15 protein-coding genes and 1 pseudogene are annotated in these 16275 nt (G+C 73.3%); 6 read left to right on the forward strand and 10 right to left on the reverse strand.

What is annotated here, in order from left to right; all coding sequences use genetic code 11:
• Window positions 1–50 precede the first annotated feature (50 nt).
• Entirely contained in the window at window positions 51–1556 is a 1506-nt protein-coding gene (locus QHG49_RS33090) for an MFS transporter (RefSeq protein WP_370530548.1), read from the forward strand.
• 288 nt (window positions 1557–1844) lie between these two features.
• On the opposite strand, the gene QHG49_RS33095 is transcribed toward QHG49_RS33090, so the two are convergent.
• Window positions 1845–3620, reverse strand: coding sequence for a SpoIIE family protein phosphatase (locus tag QHG49_RS33095; RefSeq protein WP_301492485.1), 1776 nt, complete (start codon window positions 3618–3620; stop codon window positions 1845–1847).
• A 362-nt stretch (window positions 3621–3982) separates the two neighbouring features.
• Window positions 3983–4345 carry a MerR family transcriptional regulator gene (locus tag QHG49_RS33100; protein WP_301492487.1) on the reverse strand — a complete coding sequence of 121 codons (363 nt, stop codon included), beginning with the start codon at window positions 4343–4345 and terminating at the stop codon, window positions 3983–3985.
• Between the two features lie 161 nt (window positions 4346–4506).
• Between QHG49_RS33100 and QHG49_RS33105 the strand changes: the two genes are divergently transcribed.
• The gene (locus tag QHG49_RS33105) at window positions 4507–4881 is read left to right on the forward strand and encodes a hypothetical protein (protein ID WP_145487774.1); all 375 of its coding nucleotides are present in this window, start codon (window positions 4507–4509) and stop codon (window positions 4879–4881) included.
• 251 nt (window positions 4882–5132) lie between these two features.
• Here the strand turns inward: QHG49_RS33105 and QHG49_RS33110 are convergent, their stop codons facing one another.
• From QHG49_RS33110 to QHG49_RS33135, 6 genes and pseudogenes are all read right to left on the reverse strand, one after another.
• A complete protein-coding gene (locus QHG49_RS33110) occupies window positions 5133–5450 on the reverse strand; it encodes a CBS domain-containing protein (RefSeq protein ID WP_159707536.1) in 318 nt (105 codons plus the stop codon).
• A gap of 179 nt (window positions 5451–5629) precedes the next feature.
• Window positions 5630–7135 (reverse strand): DEAD/DEAH box helicase, encoded by a 1506-nt coding sequence (locus QHG49_RS33115; protein WP_201300750.1) that lies wholly within the window; start codon window positions 7133–7135, stop codon window positions 5630–5632.
• A 177-nt stretch (window positions 7136–7312) separates the two neighbouring features.
• The gene (locus tag QHG49_RS33120) at window positions 7313–7516 is read right to left on the reverse strand and encodes a cold-shock protein (RefSeq protein WP_030939356.1); all 204 of its coding nucleotides are present in this window, start codon (window positions 7514–7516) and stop codon (window positions 7313–7315) included.
• A gap of 257 nt (window positions 7517–7773) precedes the next feature.
• Window positions 7774–9035 (reverse strand): annotated as a pseudogene (locus QHG49_RS33125) (PP2C family protein-serine/threonine phosphatase).
• Window positions 9036–9102: 67 nt separating this feature from the next.
• Window positions 9103–9558: a DUF5994 family protein gene (locus tag QHG49_RS33130; protein WP_301492489.1), complete on the reverse strand. Its 456-nt coding sequence runs from the start codon at window positions 9556–9558 to the stop codon at window positions 9103–9105.
• Between the two features lie 289 nt (window positions 9559–9847).
• Window positions 9848–10828, reverse strand: coding sequence for an STAS domain-containing protein (locus QHG49_RS33135; RefSeq protein WP_301492490.1), 981 nt, complete (start codon window positions 10826–10828; stop codon window positions 9848–9850).
• Window positions 10829–11125: 297 nt separating this feature from the next.
• Here QHG49_RS33135 and QHG49_RS33140 point away from each other — a divergent pair, with 297 nt between their 5' ends.
• Window positions 11126–11533, forward strand: coding sequence for a hypothetical protein (locus QHG49_RS33140; protein ID WP_328707437.1), 408 nt, complete (start codon window positions 11126–11128; stop codon window positions 11531–11533).
• A complete protein-coding gene (locus QHG49_RS33145) occupies window positions 11530–12129 on the forward strand; it encodes a DUF5994 family protein (protein ID WP_301492491.1) in 600 nt (199 codons plus the stop codon). Before QHG49_RS33140 ends, QHG49_RS33145 begins: the two co-directional genes overlap by 4 nt.
• On the opposite strand, the gene QHG49_RS33150 is transcribed toward QHG49_RS33145, so the two are convergent.
• Window positions 12018–12920: a helix-turn-helix transcriptional regulator gene (locus QHG49_RS33150; RefSeq protein WP_301492493.1), complete on the reverse strand. Its 903-nt coding sequence runs from the start codon at window positions 12918–12920 to the stop codon at window positions 12018–12020. The genes QHG49_RS33145 and QHG49_RS33150 overlap by 112 nt on opposite strands.
• Before the next feature lie 220 nt (window positions 12921–13140).
• Between QHG49_RS33150 and QHG49_RS33155 the strand changes: the two genes are divergently transcribed.
• Both QHG49_RS33155 and QHG49_RS33160 read left to right on the forward strand, forming a co-directional pair.
• A complete protein-coding gene (locus QHG49_RS33155; protein WP_301492494.1) occupies window positions 13141–14118 on the forward strand; it encodes an aldo/keto reductase in 978 nt (325 codons plus the stop codon).
• A 48-nt stretch (window positions 14119–14166) separates the two neighbouring features.
• Entirely contained in the window at window positions 14167–15186 is a 1020-nt protein-coding gene (locus tag QHG49_RS33160) for an alcohol dehydrogenase catalytic domain-containing protein (RefSeq protein WP_301492497.1), read from the forward strand.
• Window positions 15187–15340: 154 nt separating this feature from the next.
• Here the strand turns inward: QHG49_RS33160 and QHG49_RS33165 are convergent, their stop codons facing one another.
• Entirely contained in the window at window positions 15341–16261 is a 921-nt protein-coding gene (locus tag QHG49_RS33165; protein WP_301492499.1) for an NADP-dependent oxidoreductase, read from the reverse strand.
• Window positions 16262–16275: the final 14 nt, after the last annotated feature.

A 16275-nucleotide genomic window follows, 5' to 3' on the forward strand; every position in this document is an offset into this window, starting at 1 on the left:
TTTGACAACCTACCGTGCCCACTTTACCTTCATCATAGAAATACTTCACCATGGAGGTAATTGGCGTGCGTGACCCGTTCCCCGCCCCTGACCGGACCACCGAGCCCTACCGATGGCGGTGGCTGATCCTGGCGGTGATGCTCGTCGCGGAGATCATGGATCTCCTGGACGCCTCGATCGTCAACGTCGCCGGTCCGGACCTGGAGAAATCACTCGGCGCCGGTCCCGTCGGCCTGCGGTGGGTGATCGGCGGCTACGCCCTCACCCTCGGCGCCGGGCTCGTGCTCGGCGGCCGGCTCGGCGACCGCTATGGGCGGCGTCGCATGTTCCTGCTGGGCCTGACCGCCTTCACCGCCGCCTCGCTGCTGTGCGCCCTCGCGCCGGGCATCGGGTCGCTGATCGTCTTCCGGCTGGTGCAGGGCGCCGCCGGCGCGATGCTCCTGCCGCAGGGTCTCGGCCTGCTGCGCGAGAACTTCTCCGGTCCGGAACTCACCAAGGTCTTCGCGGTCTTCGGCCCCGTCCTCGGGCTCGGCGGCATCATCGGCCCGGTCCTCGGCGGCTTCCTCGTCGAGGGCGACTTCTTCGGCCTGGGCTGGCGGTCGGTGTTCCTGGTCAACCTGCCCATCGGCATCGCGGCCCTGATCGTCGCCGCGAAGTTCGTGCCGAGGAAGGCCGGTGACCGCACGGTGAGCGTCGACTCGGCCGGTGCGGCGCTGGTCGCGGCGTCCTGCGCGCTGCTCGTCCTGCCGCTGAACCAGGGGCAGGAGGACGGCTGGCCGCTGTGGACGTGGCTGTGCATGGCCGCCTCGGCCATCGGGTTCGCCCTGTTCGCCCTGCACCAGCGCCGTACCGCAGCGGCGGGCCGTGAGCCGCTGGTCGCCCCCGGCCTGCTGCGCAAACCCGCCTTCACCGTCGGGCTCGGCGGCATCGCCCTGTTCTTCGCCGGGCTCGTCGGCACTCAGCTCGTGCTGACCCTCTACCTCCAGATCGGCCGGCACTTCACCGCCGGTGACGCGGGACTCGGCAACCTGCCGCTCGCGGTGGGCACGGCCATCGGCGGCGCGGTCAGCGGCGCCGTCCTCGCCGACAGGATCGGCCGCAAGGTCCTCCAGACCGGCCCGCTCGTCCAGCTCGCCGGCGCGGCCCTGCTCTGGGCCGAACTCGACGGCCTGACCCCGGGCTCGTTCACGATCTGGGACATCGCCCCCGGCGTGGCCGTCTCCGGTATCGGCGCCGGCATGGTCATCGCCGCCCTGTTCAGCTTCGTCCTCGCCGCCGTCGATGACGACGAGATCGGCTCCGCCTCCGGAGTCCTGTCCGCCGTCCAGTCCCTCGGCGGCTCCCTCGGCGTCGCCGTGTTCGGCTCCGTGTTCTTCGCCCGGGCCGAGACCGGCGACTTCGGCGGCGGCTTCCAGCGCGCCCTCATCGTCCAGGCGTGCCTCCTGGCCGCGTTCCTCGCCGTCACCTTCCTGCTGCCCGAGCAGGGACGCCCCGAGAGCGAACAGCACGGCATCGCCGCGGACACCCCCTCCGACATGTCGCAGGCCGCCGGGTGACACCCCGCCGGAGACCGCCCGCACCGCGACGGCGGCTCCCGGCCGGACCGACCGGGCCGCCCCCGGGCGTGCCCCGAGAACCAAGGCCGTGCCCGGGACCCGGCCCGGCGCCTCCAGTGGCGGCTGCTCGCCGATCATGGCGCCGCGCTCCGCCGTCGAGACATCGCGGTCCCGGGGGTGGGTGGCCGTACGCCGGAAGCGGCACCCTCGCGGCCGTACGGCCCGTCCGCCGCGCGCGCTGGTGCCGCGGCCCCGGAGATACGAGCGCCCCGGCGTTAGCCCGCCGGATCAGGGGGCGCCGGGCAGGCGCAGGGCCAGCAGGGCGATGTCGTCGGTGCTGCCGGCCGGCACCCGGGCCGACAACTGGTCGCACAGGGTGTCCAGCGATTCCTCCGCGAGGGCGAGGGCGTGGCGGCGCAGCCGTCGGAACCCGGTGTCCAGGTCGCTTCCGGGGACCTCGATCAGGCCGTCGGTGTAGAGCAGGAGTGTGGAGCCCGCGGGCAGGGCGTGGGCGGCGGTCGGCCGCTGGGCACCGCCGAACTGGGTTCCCAGCAGCAGCCCCTGACCGGCCTCCAGGTACTGCGCGTTGCCGTCGGGAGTCAGCAGCAGGGGCGGCGGGTGCCCGGCGCTCGTCCAGTACAGCGTCCACGGACCGGTGTCCGGGCCTTCCAGCCGGGCCAGGACGAGGGTGGCCATCGGCACGGTGGTGATGGCGTGCATGGCGCTGTCGAGACGGTCCACCACGGCACCGGTCGGCCCGGCGTGGTCCCAGGTGAGGGAGCGCAGTATGCCGTGCAGCTGCGCCATGCCGGCCGCCGCGGTCAGATCGTGGCCGACCACGTCGCCGATCACCAGGGCCAGGGTGCCGTCCCGGAGCGTGAACGCGTCGTACCAGTCGCCGCCGACCTGCGAACCGGCCGGCGCGGGCTGGTAACGAGCGGCCAGCTGGACCCGGCCGTGCCCGGGCAGCGGGGCGAGGAGATTGTGCTGCATGGCCTCGGCGACCTCGCGCTGGCGGCCGAACCGGCGGGCGTTGTCGATGACCAGGCCGACCCGGCGCCCGATGTCCCCGGCCACCTCCAGGTCACCGGTGCCGAAGGGCCGGGCCGGATCGGTACGCACCAGGGTCAGGGCGCCCGTTACCTGCCGTCTGGTGCCCAGCGGCACCGTGATGACGGAGGCCGCGCCCGTCGCCGTGAGGAAGGCGCTGTGCACGGCGGCCAGGGGGGAGCCGGGCAGTACGCCCGCGCCCGCCCGCTCCTGGAGCACGGGAGCGCCTCCGTGCAGCACCCGGACCAGGGGTGAGGCGGACGCCTCCCCGGCCGGTGGCGGAAGCTGACCGTGCCAGTCCTCCTGACCGGCGTCGCGGCCCTCGGGCCCCGTCACCGCCACCCGGTGCACCTGCCGGGGCCCGGCCAGGAGATCCACCGCCGCCCAGTCGGCGAGCCGGGGGACCAGGAGCCGGCTCAGCCGGGCGAGGGCCTCGTCCACCTCCAGGGTCTGCCCGAGCACATCGGTGATCTCCGCGACGAGGGTCAACCGTTCGGCAAGGCTCTCCAGCGCGCTCGTACGGGCGGCTCGTTCCGCCTGGTCCGTACGATCCGCCTGGTCCGTACGGTCCGCCCGCTCCGCAGGCGCCGAGCGCTCGCCGTGGGCACAGCGGTCGGCGGTGGTCCCGGCGACCAGGACGACCATCCCCTGGAGGACACCGTCCCGGATCAGGGGGGTGGCCGACCACGAGACCGGGACGAGCCGTCCGTCACCCCGGAGCCACCAGTCGTCGCCGCGCGCCGAGCGCGCCCCGGCCGCGGCCCGCAGCAGCGGACAGTGTTCCCTCGGGATCCGCGCGCCTGCCGGGTCACGGTGGCACAGGTCGTGCAGATCCTGCCCGTGCATGGCCGTGGCCGGCCGGTCTAGCAGCCGCGCGGCGGCCGGGTTGACGGCGACGACGCGTCCCGCCGGGTCGGTCACGGCCACGGCCTTGTCCAGCTGCTCGACGACCCGGCGCCACAGGTCCGGATCCGTCGCCGACAGCCACTTCCGGTGTTCTCCGTCCGGCCTCATGCCCTCCACCACACCACACTGCCCTTCCTCGCGGGCCGTACTCCGCCACCGGGATCCGGCGCGCGGCGCACCGGAACTCCGCTGCTCCGATGGTCCCGTTCGGGAACCCGGCCGTACGGTTGCCACGGCGGCCCTGGACGAGCGGCGCCCTCCGCACCCGGGCGGGACGGCGGGAGAGTTGAGGCCGTCCCCCCCCCCGGGTGCGGCGGGCCCCCGGAGACCCGGTGCGGGAGACCGACCGTATGGCCGGCCTGGTCCGGTGAGGAGATGCGGGACGTCGCCGCCTGAGCCGTACGTACGGGCCCGGGGGCGTCGGCACGGTTCCTCGCGGCCCCTGGGCACGGCGGCCCCCGTCGGCTATTTCACCCGGAGCCGGAGCCGGAGCCGGAGCCGGTGTCGCCCGCCGCCTCGTCGGCGGCACGGCGGTACTCGGCGTTGATGCGCTGCGCTTCCTCCAGCTGGTCCTCAAGAATGACGATCCGGCACGCGGCCTCGATCGGGGTCCCCTTGTCCACGAGTTCGCGGGCGCGAGCGGCGATCCGCAGCTGGTACCGCGAATACCGGCGGTGTCCCCCCTCCGAGCGGAGCGGAGTGATCAGCCGGGCGTCGCCGACGGCGCGCAGGAAGGCCGGGGTGGTGCCGAGCATCTCGGCCGCCCGGCCCATCGTGTACGCGGGGTAGTCGTCGTCGTCCAGACGATCATTCAGGGGATTGTCCGATGTCATGTCACCTCGCTGTGCAACGCGTCGAGGGGCCCGGCGCCGTACGGCACCAGGGCCCCGGGGAAGATTCAACACCATCGGCCGTCCCCGCCGCCGCCCCGGACCTTCTCGTTCCGGTGCCCGGCCCGGCGGAAGGAAGCGGGGACTGAATAAACTCTGCTGTCATGTGGAACCCTGATGAGTTGCTCATGGCCATTGCCGCCGCGGTGGAGTCCGAGCGAAGCAATCAGATGTCGATGACCGTGGTCGTCGGCGGCGCCGTGATCACCGGTCGGCTGGCTCCCGAGGCCGTATGGCGGGAGCGGGTGGCGGAGGTGCTGAAGGACTCGGACCGTCTCGGCCCGTTCTCCGACGTCTTCGCGCGGCGACCGCCGCACAGCCGGCCCGGTCGCGAGGAGGCGCCCGCGTACCTGCACTTCCATCTCGCCCGGATCCTTCAGGGCAGCCTCGGGATCCCGCAGTCGGGCGGGATGTACCGGGTGGCCGTCAAGGACGTGAGCGCGTGGACCGTGGGCGACCTCACCTACGTCGACCAGTGAGGCGCCGTCTCCGGGGCGGTGGTGTCTCCCGGGCGGTGACATAGCGGTGGGGGCTCTGCCGACGCGCGTCGGCAGAGCCCCCACCGGGGGACCGAGATGGTGGTCCGCTCCTCGCCAGGCCGAACGGATACCGGGCGACGACACAGCGCACGAAGCCATGGAGGCCGCCACACCCGGCTCCGCGAAACGGGGCAGGCCTCACAGGGGAGCGGTCGCGGGAGGAGTCGTGACGGGCCCTCAGGCCAGGTGGATCAGGACGACACGGCGAGGACGCCCGGAACCCGGCCGTACGTACCGCGGCCACCGGTGCGGGCCCCGGCGCGGGAGCCGAGCGGGGGCAGGGAGCCGCCGAGGACGTCCCGCAGACGGATACGGTCCGTGTACGCGGCACTCTCGCGCAGCACGGTGAGCCCGACCAGGGTGATCAAACCCGTGCTCCGGTCGTCCCCGTCGCACACGGTCAGGTAGTCGACCCGCGCGCCCGCCATGAGGGCCAGAGCCACCTCGACGGTCATGTCGTCCGGCACCCGGGGACCACCGGGTCCCGCGATGTCGTCAACCGTGGTCACGCGTACTACGTCGCGGTAGTGCGTCCGCGCTGGCGTCAAGAGGGTCTCCTTCGGGAGGGGCCGGTCGGCTCGGTGGCCGGTGCGGTCGCCGAGAGGCCGCGGGGCGCGCGGTCGTCGGACGTGCGCGGTGGTGCGGTTGTCGTAAGGCCGCAGGGTCGCGGTTGTCGAAGCCCCCGGGGCTACCGGGAGGCCATGGCGGCTCCGGGGGCCGCGCCGGCCCGGGTGGCAGTGCCGTCCCCGGACTGTCGCCGTGCCCCGCGGCCCGTCCCGGCACCGCCCGGCCGGCCCTGACCGGCACGGCTCCGGCGGTACCGGGACCGCGAGGACGTGGGCCGGGCACGTTCCACGACCGGCGCGGTGATGACCACGGGAATGCCGGAGGGGGCCTGCGCGCCCGTGATGCGGCTCAGCTCCGCCTCGCCCGAGCGGACCGGGGTGACCTGCGGGGTGATACCGGCCGAGGCCATCAGCCGGGTCATGCCCCGGCGCTGGCCGGGGGTCACGAGGGTGACGACACTGCCGGACTCACCGGCGCGGGCCGTCCGCCCGCCACGGTGCAGGTAATCCTTGTGGTCGCTGGGCGGATCGACGTTGACGACCAGGTCGAGGCTGTCGACGTGGATACCCCGGGCCGCGACGTTGGTGGCCACCAGGACGGTGACGTGTCCGTCCTTGAACTGGGCCAGGGTCCGGGTGCGTTGCGGCTGGGACCTGCCGCCGTGCAGGGCCGCGGCGCGGACACCGCTGTCCAGCAGGTGCTTGGTCAGCCGGTCCACGGCGTGCTTGGTGTCCAGGAACATGATGACCCGGCCGTCCCTGGCCGCGATCTCGGTGGTCGTGCGGTGCTTGTCCGTGTCGTGCACATGGAGGATGTGGTGCTCCATCGTGCTGACGGCACCGGCCGACGGGTCGACCGAGTGGACCACCGGGTCGCTCAGATAGCGGCGGACCAGCCGGTCGACGTTGCGGTCCAGGGTGGCCGAGAACAGCATCCGCTGGCCGCCGGGGCGCACCAGGTCGAGCAGGGCGGTGACCTGCGGCATGAAGCCCATGTCGGTCATCTGGTCGGCCTCGTCGAGCACCGTGATGCCGACGTCGTCGAGCCGGCAGTCCCCGCGGTCGATGAGGTCCTTGAGCCGTCCGGGCGTGGCGACCACCACCTCCGCGCCGGTACGGAGCGCACCGGCCTGCCTGCCGAGGGACATGCCGCCGACGACGGTGGCGAGCCGCAGCCGCACGGACCGGGCGTAGGGGGCGAGCGCGTCGGTGACCTGCTGCGCCAGTTCCCGGGTGGGGACGAGGACCAGGGCCAGTGGCCGGCGCGGCTCGGCGCGTCGCCCAGCTGTGCGGGCCAGCACCGGGAGCCCGAAGGCCAGGGTCTTGCCCGACCCGGTGCGACCGCGCCCGAGCACGTCCCGGCCGGCCAGGGAGTTCGGCAGGGTCGCCGCCTGGATCGGGAACGGTACGCTCACGCCTTCCTGCCCGAGGGTGCTCAGCAACTGCCTCGGCATGGCGAGATCGGCGAAGGCGTCGACGGCGGGCAACGCGGGTGTGACGGTCACCGGCAGTGCGAACTCACCCTGGAGGGGCTGTCGCTTTCCGGCCCCGCCGGACCCGCCGGAGCGGCGCGCGGCGGAACTTCCTCCGAAGCGGTTGTACGTTCGAGTCGTGCGTGTGCGGTTCATGCGGAACCTTCCTCGATGCGGGCGCGTGTCAAGGAATTTCCGCAGCAGAAGGAGCGGCGCAGAGAATCGCGAGAACGAGCCGAAAAGCAGGGTCGGATCGACCCTGAAAAAAACGAGCTGGGGCCCGCACCCCAAGGTGCGGGCCCCAGCTGTGAAGTATGCGTCAGTGCCGCTGTGTCAGGCGGGAACGATGTTCTCGGCCGTCGGGCCCTTCTGGCCCTGCGCGATGTCGAACGACACCTTCTGGCCTTCCTGGAGCTCGCGGAAGCCCTGGGCGGCGATGTTCGAGTAGTGGGCGAAGACGTCGGGGCCGCCGCCGTCCTGCTCGATGAAGCCGAAGCCCTTTTCCGCGTTGAACCACTTCACGGTGCCAGTAGCCATTTTGTTTCCCTTCGGAGACGGTGTCGGGAACACGCCCTGTGCGTATTCCGTGTCGCCGTGATGATCGGCCGTCGGAAATAACTTCTGGCAACCACACCTGCAACTGATGACGACAGTAGCACGTCGATGGCGGCCCGATCACGAGAATATTTCTGTGCGGAGTGCGGCCGCAGGAATAGTCATCGGGCACCGCAGTGATTTCTCATGTCGCCACTACAGATATTGAAAACGGGCGAGGCGGGTGCCCGGCGGCACGGTCAGCCGCGCCACTCCACCAGGAGCAGCGTGGCGTCGTCGGTGGTGTGTCCGCCGCGCGCTCGCTCGAGATGGCGGGACAGGCAGCGCACCACCGCCCGGATCCCGCGGCCGGTCCTCTCCAGGTGATTCACCCGGTCGACCAACTGCTCCTCCCCGAACGGCTCTCACCCGCCGTGTGTTCCTCGGTCAGCCCGTCGGTGAAGCAGAGGAGGCGGTCTCCCGGTTCCAGCCTCGCCTCGCTCATCCGCGGGTCCGGACCGCCGAAGCCGACCGGGAGGGTCGTCGGGCCCGTCAGCCGGCATGCGACACGGTGATCTCGTACGAGCATCGGCGGCGGGTGCCCGGCGTCGACCCATTGCAGATGGCCCGTCGCGGTGTCCAGCTGCATCATCTGCGCGGTGACGAAGTGTTCGGAGCCGAACTGGTCCGCCACGGCGCGGTCCATGAAGGAGTAGATCTCCGGCAGCCCGATCCCGGCGCGGTGGGCATGCCGGTAGGCGCCGATGGTCACGGTGGCCATCGTGGCCGCGTCCAGGCCGTGCCCCATCGCGTCGATCATGGCCACATGGAGGACGTCGCCGTTGAGGGCGTAGTCGAAGCCGTCACCCGCCACGTCGTAGGCGGGCTCCAGGATCCCGGCCACCGCGATGCGCGGCATGATCATCGCCAGCGGTGGCAGCAGGGCCCACTGGATCTCGGCGGCGACGCTCATCGGTTCGCCGCGTCGTACCCCGAAGAAGAGGTCGGAGTAGCCGTGCTTGGTCACCAGCAGATCGGCGACCAGAGCGGCGATCCTGTGCAGCAGGCGGCGGTCGCCGTCGTCGACGCTGTCCAGCGTCACCGCCATGACCCCGACCTGATCCCCGCCGTCCAGCAGCGGCAGATGGACCCGCACCCCGTCGGCCTCGGCCGCCTCGACGGGCCGGGCGTCGAGAAAGCAGCGGCCCGCTTCGGAGCCGTCGATCCGGTGCGGTTCCCCGCCCACGAGGCCGTCACCGGGCAGCGGGGCCGGCAGCAGCTGGCCGTAGTCCTGCAGCAGCACCTGGGGTCGGCGGGCCCCGAGCCGTTCCACCACGTCGGCGACCAGGGGACCGATGAGGTGGGGCGGCAGCTCGTGCGCGCTGTCGAGGATCTGTCCGAGAAGAGTTTCCCCGAAGCTCTCGGAGCGGTCCGCGCGCCGTCCCGCCGTCGCCTTTCCCCCGCTGTGGTTCGCCTTGCGCGGGAGGCCGGGCAGGGATGACAAAGGGTCTGTCGGTGCCATCGCTCCATCACGGGGTCGTCGACGCCCGGTCCCGCCGGTCGGACGGGACCGGCCGGCTCCGGTTGCTTCACCTCGGTCCGGCTCCTCCCTCCGACTCCCACAGGGCCTGTCCGTCGGGGCCGCTCTCGGTGAGGGCCAGCAGACGCCGGGCCGACAAAGGGTTCGCGGGGTCGGAGGCCGCGGCCAGCAGCTGGGCGGCCGCTCCGGCCGGCTCGTCCGGGGGGACGACCAGCAGTTCCCAGCGCCCTACGGTCCCGCAGTCCACGGTGATCGCGTGCGCTTCGGCGGCTCCGTCGGTCAGGGCCACCTCGATCACATGCCCGGGTGCCGTCATCACCTTGTGCGGGGCGTCCGGCCAGGCCGCGGACTCCACGGTGACGCGGGTGACGGCGCCGGTGCTCGGGTCCAGGGAGCCGACCAGCGCGGGCAGTTCCAGCTCCAGCGCGTCGCAGCGCGGCCACCACGCCCCGTCCAGCGGGCCATGGCTGCCGTCCGGCGTGAGGCGCAGGCGGGGCAAGGGCATCCGGTACGTGTGTCCGGCGCCGGGCGCCGTGTCTTCGGGGGGCCTGCTGCTGGCGTCCATCGCGCGATCCCGTCCCGGGCGGCCCCCGGATGCCCGTATCGTCACTCGCCGGGAACGGCGCCGCAGCGATCGCGGGCCCGAAAGCTCTCGGTACCTGCCAGGCTACTCCCGGCCCTGACGTACGGCGCGGCGGGCGACGTCGCACCGGGACGCGGCCCTACGGCGCACCAACGGGCCACGGGACCATCCGGACGGTACGACCGCCCGGCTCATCGCCCCACCCGAAGGATCAGCGGCCCGCCGGGACCGGCCCTTCGGCAGGCAGGACCAGCACGCAGGGCGCGACGGGTCCGGGCAGCCCGACGACCTCGCCCATGTTCTTCCAGCCCCAGGACGAGAAGGCGGACTGGCCCGCCCGGTCGGCGGGATGGAGCAGGGTGACGCCGAGAGGGACATGCCGGTCCGCCAGCAGGCGCTGTTGCAGGCAGCGGGCTATCTCACGGTTCTGGGTGTGCGGATGGGCCACGACCTGGGTGACGACGACGAACCGCGCGCGTGAGGTGAGCCGCTGGACGATCCCCTGGAGCGTCGCGTCGGACCCCCGGCGGCCGGAGCCGTCCGGGCCCACCGGGAAACCGAAGGCGCACCCGACCAGCTCCGTCGTCTCGGCGACCGACAACGTGAAGCCGGGACGGCGGGCGGTGACCGCGAGGCGGCGCAGGAAGTCCGTACGGTCGTGGTACGCCTCGCCGGGCGTGCCCGCGACGGACACCGCGGCCAGGTCCGCGATGTCCTCGCCCATGTCCTCGGCCTGCCGCCGGGTCAGCCGGCGCACGCGGATCGCGTCCTTGAGGGGCCGCCGGCCCGGCCGGTGAGCCGGTTCCCCGGGCGTCCCCGTCACGGTGAGCGTGTCCGTGGATGCGCCGGACGCGCCGAGCGGTCCGGGACTCGCGGGAGCCGCGAGGAGGGGCGAAGCGGGGTCGGTGGCCGCGAGGAGCCGGACGATCTGGGCGCACGCATGGTGCAGCCGCAGCCGGGTGTGCACCCGCCCGGCGCGCCGGGAGGCCGACATGAGGACGTCCAGGCCCCGCGCGTCGCAGGAGCCGACCGTGGCCAGGTCGACGTCGATCACGGTGACCCCGTCCAGCAGGCACTGCTCCAGCGCGGCCCGCAGCAGCGGCGTCGTGGCCGGTCCGATGTCCCCGGCGAGCGTGACGAGCGTGCGCTCCCCGCGGTTTCGCCGGTGGATGTCCAGCGGGGAGAGAGTCATCGCAGGGGACATGGTGCCGACCCGTCTCCGTGCCGACCACTGGTGCGGCCCGGAAGTCCGTTGCTCGCCGGGGACGACCCGGCGTGGTGGCCGGAGTGCGTGATGCCCTCGGTAGGTCCACCGTACGCCGCCCGTGACCGGAAACGGCTGTGCCGCAAGGTGCCAGGAGTACGGTGGGGAGGGTCGAGGGTCCTTCGTACTCCGGTGACAGGGCTGGTCTCGTCCTCGGCGCGCGGCACGGCAAGGGCCGCGCGACACCGCACGGGCCGCCCGGCGGCCCGGGACAGGTTCCGCCCGATGACCACCGAATTCGTGCCGCCGCGCCCCGCGCCCTCGACCCAGGACGCCGCGGACGGTCCGCCCGCCGAGGGCAGGGTCGAGGTCCGCATCGTCTCCCCGGACGCCGAAGCCGCCCGCCAGGTCGCCGACGCCCTCCGGCTGCTGTTCGCCGGGGGCGAGCAACGCAGCTACCCGGCGTTCCCGTCGGGCACGGGGACGCGCCTGCACCTCACGCTCGACCCCGCGCGAGGCGCCCGCCCGCTCCGCTCCTGGCTGGAGACCAGCAGACCACAGGCCGACCGCACCCACCCGGGCGAGACCGCGCCCCGCCCGGCGCCGCCGGTCCGGCCCGCGCCCGCCGAGTCCCCGGCGAAGGACCCGGCCGAGGCGAGCCCCCGGCCGCCCTCGCCTCAGGACTCCGCATGACCATCACCGCTCCCTCGCTCCCTCCGCCCGCCGCCCGGCTGCGCCTGGGCGTGCGGCCCGGGTGCGGCGTCGCGGTCCGGCGCGTCGACGGGGCCTGGTGGCCGCGTTCGTACGATCTGACCGCCGAACTCCCCGGACTGCTCGCCGCGCTGCCGCCGCGCTGGGGGCACGTCACCAGCGTCCTCGTGAACGGCGCGATGTGGTCGCTGTCCGGTGACGGCGTGCCCGTCGAGGACCGGCCGGTGCACCCGCGCGGGAGGGGCCCGTCGCGAGCCGGGGACACCGTGTGCCTGCTCACTCCCGGGCGGGGCCGCCGGGACCTGCTCGTCGTGCCGCCCGCCGCCACGGCGGAGGAGGCCGAACGGCTCAGGGGAGGGCCACGGCGCAGGCTCCGCGCGCGGAACGCCCTGCCTGACCCGGCGTTCGCGGGGCCGACCTGCGCGCCCTGGCTGACCCCGGGCGGGTGTCGCCCTGCGGCGGTGGCTCACGGTTGCCGGCGGATCGCTCCCGGGGAGGAACCGTGTTCCGGGCGGGGCGCGGTCATGTCGAGCAGGAGCAGGGCGTCGTGGTCGGGGGTGCCGGGTTCGGCGGTGTAGACGCCGATGCGCTGTCCCGGAGTGCCCTCGACGTGCAGCGACTGGGAGGTGAGGGTGACCGTGCCGATCTGGGGGTGCCGGAAGGTCTTCTGCGCGGGTTTGCGTCCGGTCACCTCGTAGCGTTCCCACAGGCCCGCGAAGTCGGGGCTCTTGAGCACGAGTTCGCCGACCAGGCCGGTCAGGTCAGGGGCGTCGGGCGCGGTGCCGGCGATGGCGCGCAGGCGGGCGACGCAGCCGGTGATCTGGCGGTTCCAGTCGGGGAAGAGGTCGCGGGCGGCGGGGTGCAGGAAGAGATAGCGGGCGAGGTTGCGCTGCGTGACCGGCCAGTCGTCCAGACCCGCGTAGAGGGCGAGGCCGCCCGGGTTCCAGGCCGGCACGTCCATGCTGCGGCTGATGACGTAGGCCGGGTCCGGGCGCAGCGATTCCAGCAGCAGCTTGAGATGCGGGCGCACCGTGCGGCTGGGGGCGGGCGGCGGCTGCGGGGCGTACCGGGCGGCGCGGGCGGCGAGTTCGCGCAGGTGCTGGTGCTCCTGGTCGTCCATGTGCAGGGCGCGGGCGAGGGAGTCGAGGACGGCGGGGCTGGGGCGGGTCTCCTTGCCGCGTTCCAGTCGTACGTAGTAGTCGATGCTGATGCCGGCGAGGGTGGCCAGCTCCTCGCGGCGCAGGCCGGGGGTGCGGCGGATGCCGGTGCCGACGGTCAGGCCGACGTGTCCGGGACTGGTCTGGGTGCGGCGGGCGCGCAGGAAGCGGCCCAGCTCGGCGCCCTCGCCGTGCGTGCTCTCGGATGCCATGACTCCAGTCTCACCCGCTGGGACCCGCCGCGCGGACGGGAGGGGGCCCTGTCATTACCCCCGAAGAGCCCGCCCTGCCGAACCGGAGCGATCCGGGCGAGGGTGAGGAAGGAAGACAGCCGCCGCCCCTTTCGCCGCCGCCCGGGCTCCCACCGGCACGACCTACCGGGCCGGGCGAGGCGGGAGACCGGGCGACACCCCTGTAGCGGAAGAAGGCGAGATGCGGTACATCAAGCTGCGTGACCTGGAGGTCTCCCGGATCGGTCTGGGCGCGATGGGAATGTCCCACGGCTACACCGGCTCGGGCACCGACGACGCGGAGTCGATCAGGACCGTGCACCGGGCGCTGGAGCTGGGCGTCACACTCATCGACACCGCCGAGATCTACGGCCCGTACACCAACGAGGAACTCCTCGGGCGGGCGCTCAAGGGGCGCCGGGACAGGGTGGTGCTGGCCACCAAGTTCGGCCTGGTCTCGCACCGAGGCGACGGCCCGTGGAACCTGGACTCCAGCCCGGCCAACGTCCGCGCCGCCGTCGAGGGCTCCCTGAGGCGGCTGGGCACCGACCACATCGATCTGTACTACCAGCACCGGGTGGACCCGGACACGCCGATCGAGGAGACCGCCGGCGCGGTGGCCGAGCTGATCGCCGAGGGCAAGGTCCGCGCGTTCGGCCTCTCCGAGGCAGGCCCCGAAACGATCCGCCGCGCCCACGCGGTCCAGCCCGTCACCGCGGTGCAGTCCGAGTACTCGCTGTGGACCCGCGGCATCGAGGAGCGCGTCCTGCCCGTCCTTCGGGAGCTGAACATCGGCCTCGTACCCTTCTCCCCGCTCGGACGCGGCTTCCTGACCGGTACGGTCCGCTCCGCCGAGCAGTTCGACGAAGGCGACTTCCGCCGCGGCAACCCGCGCTTCACGGGCGAGAACTTCCGGCGCAACCTCGTGCTCGCCGACGAGGTCGGGGCCCTGGCCGCCGAGGCCGGCGCCACACCCGCGCAGGTCGCGCTGGCCTGGCTGCTCGCCCAGGGCGACGACATCGCCCCGATCCCCGGCACCAAGCGCGTCGAGCGGGTCGAGGAGAACACCGCCGCCGACGCGGTCACCCTGACCAGCGGGCAACTCCACAAGCTCGGCAGCCTGCCGCCCGCCGCCGGCGCCACCCACACCGCGGACCAGGCGCGGATGCTCGAACGCTGAACCTCCCCACGACCCAGCCCCCCTTTTCCTCCTGGAGTAGTAGCTCTCATGCGTGCGGCAGTGATGTACGGAGCCGGCGACGTCCGCGTCGAGAACCGGCCCGACCCGAGGATCGTCCGGCCGACCGACGCGGTGGTGCGCACGCTGGCCGCGTGCGTGTGCGGCAGCGACCTGTGGCCCTACCGGTCGATGCCCGCCACCGGCACCGGCCGTCCCATGGGGCACGAGTTCCTCGGTGTCATCGAGGAGACCGGCGCGGACGTGACCGCCCTGAAGACCGGTGACCTGGTCGTCGCCCCGTTCACCTACAGCGACAACACCTGCGACTACTGCGCCAAGGGGCTGCACATCTCGTGCCGCGACGGCGGCCGGTACGGCGTCGACGGCGGACAGGGCGAGGCCGTCCGCGTCCCGTACGCGGACGGCACCCTGGTCAAGGTGCCGGCGGCCGCCGACCCCGTGCTGGTCCCGTCGCTGCTGGCGCTGTCGGACGTGATGACCACCGGCCACCACGGCGCGGTCACCGCCCGCGTCGGCCGCGGGGACACCGTGCTCGTCGTCGGTGACGGCGCGGTCGGCCTGTGCGCGGTGATCGCCGCGCGGCGGCTCGGCGCCGAGCGGATCGTGCTCGCCGGCCGCCACCAGGCACGCACCGGTCTGGGCCGCGAGTTCGGCGCCACCGAGGTGGTCGCCGAGCGCGGCGAGGAGGGCATCGCCCGCATCCGTGAGCTGACCGGGGGAGTGGACAAGGCGATCGAGGCCGTGGGCACCCGCCAGGCCCTCGGCACCGCGCTCGGCGCCGTGCTGGACGGCGGCATCGTCAGCCGCCTCGGCGTCCCCCAGTACGTGGAGGGCGCCATCGGCCCGGCGGAGTTCATGCGGAACATCACTCTGACCGGTGGCGCCGGCCCGGCCCGCGCCTACATCGAGCAGCTGCTGCCCGACGTCCTGGACGGCACGATCGCCCCCGGCCGCGTCTTCGACGAGACCTTCCCCCTCGACCGGGCCCCGGACGCCTACCGGGCCATGGCCGACCGCCGGGTCCTCAAGGCCCTCCTCCGCCCCTGAGCACCCGCCTCCCCGCCGACACGGCATTCGCTCATGCGGACCGTCACCCTCGACAACGGCAGTGAACCGGGCGATCAGGAGCCGCGGCCTCCTCCGGGCGTGCGGATCCAGTCCGGGGGCGGCTTCGGCGAGGGCGGGAACGACCTGCTTGCCTTCAGAGTGCGATCACGATTTTGCCGTGAACATGCCTCTCGGCCTGCGTCGTCACGGCTTCGTGGATCCGCTCGACCGGGAAGGTCGCCGCGATCGGCACCGTGATCGCGCCGGAACTGATCGCGTCGGCGATCCGTTCCAGGACACCCGGACCCGCGTCGAGGGCGCCCGCCGTGCGCACACCGGGCGGCGGGGCGGGGCCGTCGGCTACGACGGAGATCCGCTCGGGTGCCACGCCGAGCTTGAGAGCGGTCTCGGCGGCCTCCCTTCCGAACAGGTCGGTCGCGGCGGTGATCCCCTCGGGCGCCAGGGCCCGTACCCGGTCCGCGAGGCCAGGGCCGTACGCCACGGGTTCGGCGCCGAGCCCGCGCAGGAATCCGAACGTGCTCTCGGAGGCGGTGCCGAGCACCCGGGCACCCGCGAGCCTCGCCAACTGCACGGCGAAGATGCCCACGCCACCCGCCGCTCCTCCGATCAGGACGGTGTCCCCGGCGTCGAGCCCGATCGTGGCGAGCGCGGCGGAGGCCGTCAGACCGGAGACCGGAAGCGTGGCCGCCACCTCGTCGCCGACGCCCGCCGGGGTGGGCCAGAGGTGTTCCGTAGGTGTCTTGACCAGCACGAAATCGGCGACGGACCGGCCGATCGCGGCCCCGTACACCCGGTCGCCGATCGCGAATCCCGTGGCCTCGGCGCCCACCTCGTCCACCACACCGGCGAAGTCGCTGCCGAACCCGGCCGGCAAGGTGATGCCGAACCGCGCCGCCATGTCGGGCTGGGTGGTGATCTGCCAGTCCATCGGATTCAGCCCGGCGGCCGTGACCCTGACGCGAACCTCGTCCGGCGCGGCGTGCGGCTCGGGTATCTCCCGCAGTTCGAGTACTTCCGGACCGCCAAAGCGCTGATAACGGACAGCTTTACTCATCGGTGACCTCTCCT

The sequence above is a fragment of the Streptomyces sp. WP-1 genome, from assembly GCF_030450125.1.
GTDB lineage: Bacteria > Actinomycetota > Actinomycetes > Streptomycetales > Streptomycetaceae > Streptomyces > Streptomyces incarnatus.